Source organism: Arthrobacter sp. H41, from assembly GCF_000520535.1.
In the GTDB taxonomy this organism is placed as follows: domain Bacteria; phylum Actinomycetota; class Actinomycetes; order Actinomycetales; family Micrococcaceae; genus Arthrobacter_D.
On sequence record NZ_KI914819.1, the window covers coordinates 1 to 10,335 of the forward strand.

Here is a 10,335-nt window from a genome sequence, read left to right on the forward strand (position 1 = left end):
GCCGTCGTCGAACCGGCTGATCCCTTCCGCAGCCGGTCGTCACCCTGCCGATTCCTCACCAGCCGATTCCTACCCAGAGGACCCCTACCCTGCGGACCCCTACTCAACGAGGCTCCTGCCCGTCAGCCGGAGGAACACGTCCTCGAGGGAGGAGCGCCTCACCAGCGAGGTCACGGGGCGCAGTCCGCGGGAACTGACCTCCTCGAGTGCGGCTTCGCCGTCGTGCGCGTAGATCAGAATGCGGTCCGGCAGCGCCTCGAGCCGCTCCCCGATGCCTCCGAGTTCCGCAGCCACTGTGGTGTTGCGCTCCGAGCCGAAGCGCAGCTCGAGCACCTCGCGCGTCGAGTGCTCCTTGATGAGCCTCGCCGGGGAGCCCTCGGCCATGATGCGGCCCTTGTCCACCACCACGAGGCGGTCACAGAGCTGTTCCGCCTCGTCCATGTAGTGGGTGGTCAGGATGAGCGTGACCCCGGATTCCTTCAGCCGGAACAGCCGGTCCCACAGGATGTGCCGTGCCTGCGGATCGAGCCCGGTGGTGGGTTCGTCGAGCAGCAGTATTCTCGGCTCATTGATCAGCGAGCGGGCGATCGTGAGCCGGCGCTTCATGCCGCCGGAGAGCGAGTCCACCTTGGCGGAGGCCTTGTCCGTCAGCTGGGCGAATTCGAGGAGTTCGTCGGCCTTGGGTTTGAGGTAGCTCAACGGGAGGCCGAAATACCGGCCGTAGACGATCAGGTTGTCACGGACCCGCAGTTCCTCGTCGAGGTTGTCCTGCTGCGGCACGACGCCGAGATGCGCACGCACCTCGGGTCCGTGCTGCTCGGGGTCCAGCCCCAGAATCGCCAGGTCCCCCGAGGTCCGCTGGGAGACGCCGCCGATCATGCGCATCGTGGTCGACTTCCCTGCACCATTGGGGCCGAGGAGCCCGAAAGACTCCCCGGCGGGAACCTCGAACGAGATCCCGTCCACCGCCCGGAATTCGCCGTAGTGCTTGCTGAGGTCCCGGGCCGAGATGACCGGTTGATCGAGGAGGTTGTTGGGCACCCGCCCAGCCTACTGGCGCTCAGCTGCCTCCACCACGTTGGCCAGGAGCATCGCCCTCGTCATGGGCCCCACGCCACCGGGATTCGGGGACAGCCAGGCGGCCACCTCCCCGGCAGCAGGTTCGACGTCGCCCGTCAGCGCGGCCTTGCCCGTGGCCGGATCCTCGACCCGGCTGACGCCGACGTCGAGCACGATCGCGCCCGGTTTCAGCTGCGCCGCCTTGATCATGTGCGGGATGCCCGCGGCCGCCACCACGACGTCGGCCCGTCCCAGGTGGTCCGCGAGATCCACTGTCCCGGTGTGCGCGAGCGTCACTGTGGCGTTGATGGCCTTCCTCGTGAGCAGCAGGCCGAGCGGGCGCCCGACCGTCACTCCCCTGCCCACCACGAGGACGTTCAAGCCCTTGAGTGCGACGTCGTGGCGCAGCAGCAGTTCGACGATTCCGTGCGGGGTGCAGGGCAACGGCGAATCCATCGGCGCATTGACGTTGAGGACGAGCTTGCCGAGGTTGGTGGGGTGCAGCCCGTCGGCGTCCTTCTCGGGGTCGATGCGCGCCAGGATAGCGTTGGTGTCGAGGTGAGCGGGAAGGGGGAGCTGCACGATGTAGCCTGTGGTGGCGGGATCGGCGTTCAGCTCATCGATCACCGCTTCGAGCTCTTCCTGCGAGATGGTGGCGGGCAGATCGCGCCGCACCGAGGTGATTCCCACCTGGGCGCAGTCACGATGTTTGCCCGCCACGTACGAGTGGCTTCCGGGATCATCCCCCACCAGGACCGTCCCGAGGCCCGGCGTGATGCCGCGGGCCCTGAGTGCGCCGACCCTTTCCGTGAGCTCCTCCCGGATCCGGGCCGCAGTGGCCTTGCCGTCAAGAATGCGTGCGGTGGTGCTCATGATTGGTCTCCGTTTTCCAGTTGTTCGGCTTCCAGTTCTTCGAGCAGGAAGGCCTTCCCCCGCTCGCAGCAGCCAGTGAAGCAGCACTCCGAGGACGGGATGTCATACGCAGCCGATGCCGCCGCCCGTGAGGCCGGCGCACCTGCCGGAATGTCGTCTACCATTCCTCCTGGCCCGGGTACAGCGGGAAGTCCGCCGTGAGGGCGGTCACCCTCGCGCGGAGTGCTTCGACGTCGGCCGCCGGTGCCAGGGCGCCGGCGATGATGTCCCCCACCTCTGTGAACTCAGCCGCTCCGAAACCGCGGGTCGCCAGGGCCGGCGTTCCGATGCGCAGCCCCGAGGTGACCATCGGCGGGCGTGGATCGAACGGGACGGCGTTGCGGTTGACGGTGATTCCGACCGAGTGGAGGAGATCCTCCGCCTGCTGGCCGTCGAGGACCGAGTTCCGCAGGTCGACCAGCACGAGGTGCACGTCGGTGCCACCCGTGAGCACCGAGACCCCGTGCTCGGCGACGTCGGACGCGGTGAGGCGGTCGGCGATGATCCTGGCGCCCTCGAGGACGCGGTCCTGGCGCTCCTTGAATTCAGGCGAACCGGCGATCTTGAACGCTGTCGCCTTGCCCGCGATCACGTGCATGAGCGGGCCGCCCTGCTGGCCGGGGAACACATTGGAGTTGATCTTCTTGGCCCACTCCTTCTTCGCCAGAATGACGCCCGACCGCGGACCTGCGAGGGTCTTGTGCACGGTGGAGGTGACGACGTCGGAGTACGGCACCGGGTTGGGATGCACGCCGGCGGCGACCAGGCCCGCGAAGTGGGCCATGTCGGTCCACAGGAATGCGCCCACCTCGTCGGCGATGGACCGGAACGCAGCAAAGTCCAGCTGGCGCGGATAGGCGGACCAGCCGGCGATGAGAACCTGGGGCCTCTCCGCAAGCGCCTGGCCGCGCACGCGCTCCATGTCGAGCCGGTGGGTGTCCTCCTCGACACCGTAGGCAGCAACCTCATAGAGCTTGCCGGAGAAATTCAGTTTCATGCCGTGCGTCAGGTGGCCGCCGTGCGCCAGCGAGAGACCCATGATCTTGTCGCCGGGCTGGATCATCGCGGAGAGGGCCGCGGCGTTGGCCTGGGCACCGGAATGGGGCTGGACGTTGGCGAACTCGGCACCGAAGAGGGACTTCACGCGCTCGATCGCGAGGTTCTCTGCGACATCGACATGCTCGCAGCCGCCGTAGTAGCGGCGCCCCGGGTAGCCCTCCGCGTATTTGTTGGTGAGCACCGACCCCTGGGCCTCGAGGACTGCGCGGGGAGCGAAGTTCTCCGAGGCGATCATCTCCAGGGTGTCGCGCTGGCGGGCCAGCTCATCCCGGAGCACTGCCGCGATCTCGGGATCCACCTCGGCCAGGGGCGCGTTGGTCACGGAATCGGCACCTTGGGGAAGCGCGGGAGTCGAAAAGGGCGAAGTGGTCACGTATGAATCCTTCTATGGGAGTCGCGGGGGTCGGTCAGCCCTCCGCAGTACCGAAGAGGTTCGGTGGGGTTGCCACCCCGAGCCGGTTCCGGCGCCTTTCATGCTAGCCGCAGGGCAACCACCGCCGCCACCGGCGGGCGCTGCATGACGGGCGGGCCCGTGCCCGACGGAATACCGCTCGGCCTCCGCGGGTTCACCCGGGAGTGGATGTTGCCGGGAGGCACAAGTCGGGGAAGGGACGCAGTACCGCGGTGGAGGATCAGCAGAAGACCCGGGTCGTCGTGATCGGCGCAGGCCAGGCAGGCCTCAGCAGCGCCTATTACCTGCTGCGGAAGAACCTCGTGCCGCAGGAGGACTTCGTGGTGCTCGACTCCAACGAGGGCCCGGGAGGCGCCTGGCGCCACCGTTGGCCTTCACTCACCTTCGATGCCGCCCATGCCCTGCACGACCTCCCGGGCATGCCGCTCGGCACACCGGACCCGCAGGAGCCCGCCTCCAGCGTGGTGAGCCGCTATTACGCCCGATTCGAGGAACACTTCGATGTTCCGGTCCTCCGGCCCGCGCAGGCCTCGAGTGTCCGCCGGGTGGACGGCGGGCTGGAGGTCACCGTCCGGGACGGCCGTTCCTGGCAGGCGGAGGCCGTTATCAGTGCAACCGGCACCTGGACGCGCCCCTACTGGCCGTCCTACCCCGGGCGGGAGACGTTCGCCGGGCAACAACTCCATACGAGGGACTTCCGTTCGGCCGGAGACTTTTCGGGGCGTCGTGTCCTCGTGGTGGGCGGCGGCACCTCGGCGGTCCAGTTCCTGCTCCAGTTGGCGGCGGCCGGAGCGGACACCCTGTGGTCCACCAGAACACCGCCCCGCTTCACGCGGCGTGCGTTCGACCCCGAGTGGGGCCGCACCGTCGAGGCGGAAGTGGACGCTCGCACCAGGGCCGGCCTTCCGCCGTCGAGCGTCGTCTCGGCGACCGGCCTTCCGCTGACTCCCCAGTACTCGGCAGGGATCGACGCCGGCATCCTGGCCTCACGCGGCCCGCTGCAGCGCTTCACCCGCGGGGGCGTGGTGTTCGGGGACGGCAGCACCGAGGAGGTCGACGTCGTGCTGTGGGCCACCGGATTCCGTGCGGCGCTGGACCACCTCGCCCCGCTGCGGCTGCGCGAGCCCGGCGGCGGCGTCCGCATGAACGGAGTGAGGGTCCTGCGGGAGCCGCGCCTGTTCCTGGTGGGGTACGGCGCTTCGGCGTCCACCCTCGGTGCCACGCGCGCAGGCCGGGCCGCGGCGCTCGCTGCGGTGGGCGTGCTTGCCGGATCCCGGCCGCCGGTGGGCGCGGGTAATCTTGTCAGGTGACATTCCCAGTGACATCTCCCGCTGAAACCCGCTCGTATTCGCTCAGCCTCTTCTGCCCCGACCGGCCGGGAATCGTCCACGGCGTATCAGGGGCCCTCGTGGCAGCCGGCGCCAACATCACCGAGTCACAGCAGTACGGGAGCCCGGACACCGGCACGTTCTTCATGAGGGTGGCCCTTTCGACGGCGGCCGACGAAGCAGTGCTGCGCGGTCACCTCGCGGCGGTGGCGGAGGAATTCGGGATGGAGTTCTCGCTTGCCGCCGAGGGCACCCGAACCCGCACCCTGATTCTGGTGTCGAAGGCTGCGCACTGCCTCAACGACCTCCTGTTCCAGCACAGGTCGGGCACCCTGCCCATCGATATTCCCGTTCTCGTGTCCAACCACCCGGACCTCGCCGGACTCGCAGCCTTCTACGGGATCGAGTTCCACCACATTCCGGTCACCGCCTCGACCAAGGACGCCGCCGAGCAGGCCCTGAGGGCGCTCATCGGGAAGCACGACATCGAGCTCGTGGTCCTCGCGCGCTACATGCAGATCCTCAGCGACGAACTGTGCAGCGATCTCAGGGGCCGTGCCATCAACATCCACCACTCCTTCCTTCCCTCCTTCAAGGGCGCCCGACCCTACGCCCAGGCCCACACCCGGGGTGTCAAGCTGATCGGCGCCACGGCCCATTACGTGACCGGGGAACTCGACGAGGGGCCCATCATCGAACAGGAGGTCACCCGCGTGGACCACGGCCGCACTGCCGCCCAGCTAGCCGAGATCGGGCGGGAACTCGAGGGCCGGGCCCTGGTGCAGGCCGTGCAATGGCACGCAGAGCACCGCGTACTGCTCGACGGGACCAGGACCATCGTTTTCAACTAGGCTGGCGTCATGGCATACGTGATTCCCATCAACGGCAAGACACCGCGCATCTCCGACTCGGCATTCGTGGCTCCCACGGCCTCCATCATCGGCGATGTGGTCCTCGAGCCGGGCTCCAGCGCCTTCTATGGAGTGAGCGTGCGGGCGGACACGTCCCCCATCCGCGTCGGCGAGGGCAGCAACCTCCAGGACAACGTGGTGGTGCACGCCGACCCCGGTTTTCCTGCGACGATCGGCCGCGGCGTGAGTGTGGGGCACACGGCCGTGGTGCATGGCTGCACCATCGAGGACGAATGCCTGATCGGCATGAGCGCCACCGTGATGAACGGGGCCGTGATCGGGAAAGGCTCGCTGGTCGCCGCGGGAGCGCTCGTCCTCGAGGGAACGATCGTGCCGCCGCGCTCACTGGTGGCCGGCGTACCGGCGAAGGTCCGCCGTGAACTCACGGATGACGAGGTCGCGGGCGTGAAGGACAACGCCGCGAGGTATCTCATCACTGCGGCGAAACACCGAGATGCGTTAACTTCTTGACTACAACGGTGTCTTGGGGCACCCTGTAGTACATGCCCGTAGATGCCACCTCGCCGGCGAGGCACCCCTTTGGCGCCCTGCCGTCCAGGCCGGGCTCACAGCCGGCACTTCGCGAACAGAACCAGCAGCGGATCATCCGGGCACTGGTCAGCAGCGGACCCCAGACCCAAGCGGAACTCGCCCGTCAAACAGGCCTCTCCACCGCAACGGTTTCCAACATCGTGAAGGTCATGGCCCTCGGGGGCATGGTCAGTACGATGCCGACCACCAGTTCGGGGCGCCGCGCCCTGTCCGTCATCCTCAACGACAACGGCTCGGTGGCAGCCGGCGTCGACATCGGCCGGCGCCACATCCGGGTGGTGCTCGCCGGCCTCGATTACCGCGTCCTGCAGGAGGAAGCCAGGCCGCTGCCGCTCGGCCACAGCGCCGCGCAGGGAGTCGAGGCCGCCGCGGATCTCCTGGACAAGCTCCTCGACCAGGGGCGGATCAACCGCCCGGCCCTGCTCGGTGCCGGCATCGGCATTCCCGGGCCCATCGACCGACGGACCGGAACCGTGGTGCAGGGTGCCATCCTGCCCGAGTGGGTGGGCATCAACATCCGCGAAACGTTTGGTGAGCGGCTTCGAGTCCCCGTGTTCGTGGACAATGACGCCAATCTCGGCGCGCTGGCCCAGGTGGCCTGGGGGCCCCACAGCTCGGTGGACAACCTCATGTTCATGAAGATCGGTTCCGGGATCGGCGCCGGGCTCGTTCTCAACGGCGCGCTGTTCTACGGCAATGTGGGCATCACGGGCGAACTCGGCCACACCACCATCAGTGAGCACGGCCTGGTGTGCCGCTGTGGGAACCGGGGCTGCCTCGAAACCGTCGCTTCGACGTCCACCATGATCGAACTGCTCAGCCGCGGCACCACCGACACGGTGAACACGCAGGACATCGTCACCCGGGCGCTGGCCGGCGACACCGCCACCCTGCGCGTGATCGACGACGCCGGCCTCGCCATCGGGCGGGCCGTCGCGCACGTGGCGAACCTCATCAACCCCGAGCTGGTGGTCGTGGGCGGGCCGCTGACCGAGCTCGGCGAAATCCTGCTCCAACCGATTCGCCGCGGACTCACTCGCCATGCAGTTCCGATCATCGGAGAAAGCACGACGGTGCGCATGTCGTCCCTCGGCGACCGCGCGGAGGCGCTCGGAGGTGCCGCCGTCGTGCTCTCGCAACCCGGCCTGACCACCCGACCCCTCGCTCCCCTGTAACTTTTCCGTCTCGTTTGGCGCGCCTTGCGTTCAAGCCTTGACGCCAAGACGATTAGTAGTGTTCAATTCTTTCGGGTCGAAGTTGGCCTGCACCAAGACGATGCTGTCACCGCGGAAGGCTGCCATGGACCACCACACCATCCTTGAGATGCGATCGATCACCAAGGAGTTTCCAGGAGTCAAAGCCCTCTCCGAGGTGTCCCTCGAGGTGACCGCGGGCGAGATCCACGCCATCTGCGGCGAGAACGGCGCCGGAAAATCCACCCTCATGAAGGTGCTCTCGGGTCTCTACCCCTACGGGGACTACTCCGGGCAGATCGTCTTCCAGGGCAAGGAGATGCAGTTTCGGGACATCCGGTCCAGCGAAGCAGCCGGAATCGTCATCATCCACCAGGAACTCGCGCTGATCCCGGAGCTGTCGATCGCGGAAAACATCTTCCTCGGCAACGAGCCCACGCGCTTCGGCGTGATCGACTGGGACAAGGTAAACCGTTCCGCCCTCGAGCTCCTGGCCCGTGTCGGCCTCAGCGAGGACCCCACCACGAAGATCAAGGACATCGGCGTCGGCAAGCAGCAGCTCGTCGAAATCGCCAAGGCCCTCAGCAAGTCGGTCAAGCTGCTCATACTCGACGAGCCCACCGCCGCACTCAACGAAGCCGATTCACAGCACCTGCTGGACCTCATGGCGGGCCTCCGCTCCAAGGGAATCTCCTGCATCATGATTTCCCACAAGCTCAACGAGATCGAGCAGATCGCCGATTCGATCACCATCATCCGCGACGGCAAGTCCATCGAAACGCTGCACGTGAAGAACGACGGCGTGGACGAGGACCGCATCATCCGCGGGATGGTGGGGCGCTCCCTCGAGTCCCGCTTCCCGGACCACACACCCACAATCGGCGAAACGTTCTTCGAGGTGCGCAACTGGACCGTGGGCCACCCCAACGTCGCGGACCGGCTCGTCTGCAAGAACTCGAACTTCCACGTGCGGCGCGGGGAGATCGTCGGTTTCGCCGGTCTGATGGGCGCCGGCCGCACCGAGCTGGCGCGCTCCGTGTTCGGCCGCTCCTACGGCAACTTCAAAGCCGGCCAGATCCTCAAGGATGGCAAGGAAGTCACCTTCAAATCCGTCCCGCAGGCAATCGACGCCGGCCTCGCCTACGTGACCGAGGACCGCAAATCGCTGGGCCTCAATCTCCTGGACGACATCAAGACCACCACGGTTTCCGCGAACCTCAAGAAGATCACCCACAACTTCGTGGTGGACAACGACGAGGAGTACCGCGTGGCGGAGGAATACCGGAAGTCGCTGCGCACCAAGACCCCGAGCGTCAACGAGGGCGTGTCCAAGCTCTCCGGCGGCAACCAGCAGAAGGTGGTGCTGGCGAAGTGGATGTTCACCGATCCCGACCTGCTGATCCTCGACGAGCCCACCCGCGGGATCGATGTCGGCGCCAAGTACGAGATCTACGGCATCATCCAGAAGCTCGCGGACCAGGGTAAGGGCGTGATCGTCATCTCCTCCGAGCTCCCCGAGCTCCTGGGCCTCTCGGACCGCATCTACACCATCTTCGAGGGCTCCATCACGGGTGAGCTGACCCGCGAGGAAGCCAACCAGGAATCCCTGATGAAACTCATGACCGCCAGCAGAAAATCTGCCTGACCGAATCCCCTAGGACGCACCATGAATTCCCTCAAGCGAATGTTCGGCGGCAACACCCGGCAGTTCGGGATGATTTTCGCCCTGATCGCACTGATCCTCTTCTTCCAGTGGCAGACCGGCGGCAACACCCTCACGCCGACCAACGTCATCAACCTGTTCAACGGCAATGCGTACATCCTGATCCTGGCGATCGGCATGGTGCTCGTGATCATCGCCGGCCATATCGACCTCTCGGTGGGGTCGGTGGCGGCCTTCGCCGGCGTCGTCGTCGCCATCACCATCCGGGACTGGGGCATTCCCTGGTACCTCGGAATCGTGGTCGGGCTCCTCCTCGGTGCGCTGATCGGGGCGTGGCAGGGATTCTGGGTGGCCTACGTGGGCATTCCGGCGTTCATCGTGACCCTGGCCGGCATGCTCCTGTTCCGTGGGGCGAACCAGTATGTGGGTGAATCGAACACCATCCCGGTACCCGAGTCCTTCCAGTTCATCGGCGCCGGCTACCTTCCCGAGGTGGGACCCGTCACCGGCTACAACAACCTCACCGTGCTCCTGGGCCTGCTCGCTGTGGCCTTCTTCGTCTACCAGGAGTTCAGCAACCGCCGGCGCACCGCACAGATCGGCTCCGAGGTGCCGCCGCTGTGGGTCTCCGTGACCAAACTCGCTCTCCTCGCCGCCGCCATCCTTTACGTCACGTCCCTGTTCGCCACCGGCCGTCCGGGAACCTCCTTCCCCATCCCCGGACTCATCCTCGCGGTCCTGGTGATCATCTTCGCCTTCATCTCCAACAAGACCGTCGTCGGCCGCCACGTGTACGCCGTCGGTGGCAACCGCCACGCGGCCGAGCTCTCCGGCGTGCAGAGCAAGCGCGTGAACTTCCTGGTGATGATGAACATGTCCGTCCTTGCGGCACTCGCCGGAATGATCTTCGTGGGCCGGTCCACCGCCTCGGGCCCCTTCGACGGCGTCGGCTGGGAGCTCGATGCGATCGCCGCCGTCTTCATCGGTGGTGCGGCGGTGACAGGCGGCGTGGGAACCGTGATCGGCTCGGTGATCGGCGGGCTCGTCATGGCCGTCCTGAACAACGGCCTGCAGCTGATGGGCATCGGCGCCGACATGACCCAGATCATCAAGGGCCTCGTGCTGCTGATCGCCGTCGCGTTCGACGTCTACAACAAGAGCCAGGGCAAACCGTCCATCACCGGACTGCTGACGCGCAACTTCGGCAACCGTTCGAAACCCGACCAGCCGGGCCAGAGCGGCTCCG

9 protein-coding genes are annotated in these 10,335 nt (G+C 66.7%); 6 read left to right on the forward strand and 3 right to left on the reverse strand.

Annotation, left to right across the window (positions count from 1 at the left end; translation table 11 throughout):
* Nucleotides 1–99: 99 nt before the first annotated feature.
* The 3 genes from Y705_RS0112950 to glyA all read right to left on the reverse strand — a co-directional run bounded on the left by Y705_RS0112950 (nt 100) and on the right by glyA (nt 3,403).
* Entirely contained in the window at nt 100–1,041 is a 942-nt protein-coding gene (locus Y705_RS0112950) for an ABC transporter ATP-binding protein (RefSeq protein WP_026533163.1), read from the reverse strand.
* Between the two features lie 9 nt (nt 1,042–1,050).
* Nucleotides 1,051–1,932, reverse strand: coding sequence for a bifunctional methylenetetrahydrofolate dehydrogenase/methenyltetrahydrofolate cyclohydrolase (locus Y705_RS0112955; RefSeq protein ID WP_026533164.1), 882 nt, complete (start codon nt 1,930–1,932; stop codon nt 1,051–1,053).
* Nucleotides 1,933–2,089: 157 nt separating this feature from the next.
* Nucleotides 2,090–3,403 (reverse strand): serine hydroxymethyltransferase, encoded by a 1,314-nt coding sequence (glyA, locus tag Y705_RS0112965; protein WP_026533165.1) that lies wholly within the window; start codon nt 3,401–3,403, stop codon nt 2,090–2,092.
* 251 nt (nt 3,404–3,654) lie between these two features.
* Between glyA and Y705_RS19875 the strand changes: the two genes are divergently transcribed.
* From Y705_RS19875 to mmsB, 6 genes are all read left to right on the forward strand, one after another.
* Nucleotides 3,655–4,752 (forward strand): NAD(P)-binding domain-containing protein, encoded by a 1,098-nt coding sequence (locus Y705_RS19875; protein ID WP_049822763.1) that lies wholly within the window; start codon nt 3,655–3,657, stop codon nt 4,750–4,752.
* Nucleotides 4,753–4,760: 8 nt separating this feature from the next.
* Nucleotides 4,761–5,621, forward strand: a complete 861-nt coding sequence (gene purU / locus Y705_RS0112975; protein WP_026533166.1) for a formyltetrahydrofolate deformylase — start codon at nt 4,761–4,763, stop codon at nt 5,619–5,621.
* A gap of 9 nt (nt 5,622–5,630) precedes the next feature.
* Nucleotides 5,631–6,152 carry a gamma carbonic anhydrase family protein gene (locus Y705_RS0112980; RefSeq protein WP_026533167.1) on the forward strand — a complete coding sequence of 174 codons (522 nt, stop codon included), beginning with the start codon at nt 5,631–5,633 and terminating at the stop codon, nt 6,150–6,152.
* 32 nt (nt 6,153–6,184) lie between these two features.
* Nucleotides 6,185–7,408 (forward strand): ROK family transcriptional regulator, encoded by a 1,224-nt coding sequence (locus Y705_RS0112985; RefSeq protein ID WP_049822737.1) that lies wholly within the window; start codon nt 6,185–6,187, stop codon nt 7,406–7,408.
* 124 nt (nt 7,409–7,532) lie between these two features.
* The gene (gene mmsA, locus Y705_RS0112995; protein ID WP_026533169.1) at nt 7,533–9,071 is read left to right on the forward strand and encodes a multiple monosaccharide ABC transporter ATP-binding protein; all 1,539 of its coding nucleotides are present in this window, start codon (nt 7,533–7,535) and stop codon (nt 9,069–9,071) included.
* Nucleotides 9,072–9,092: 21 nt separating this feature from the next.
* The coding region (mmsB, locus tag Y705_RS19880) for a multiple monosaccharide ABC transporter permease (RefSeq protein WP_081738047.1) at nt 9,093–10,335 on the forward strand (1,243 nt) is incomplete at its 3' end.

Bases quoted from the DNA above. Each gene is read 5' to 3' on its own strand.
- mmsA (WP_026533169.1), top strand. From the start codon at position 7,533: ATGGACCACCACACCATCCTTGAGATGCGATCGATCACCAAGGAGTTT.
- Y705_RS0112955 (WP_026533164.1), bottom strand. From the start codon at position 1,932: ATGAGCACCACCGCACGCATTCTTGACGGCAAGGCCACTGCGGCCCGG.
- Y705_RS0112985 (WP_049822737.1), top strand. From the start codon at position 6,185: ATGCCCGTAGATGCCACCTCGCCGGCGAGGCACCCCTTTGGCGCCCTG.
- Y705_RS0112980 (WP_026533167.1), top strand. From the start codon at position 5,631: ATGGCATACGTGATTCCCATCAACGGCAAGACACCGCGCATCTCCGAC.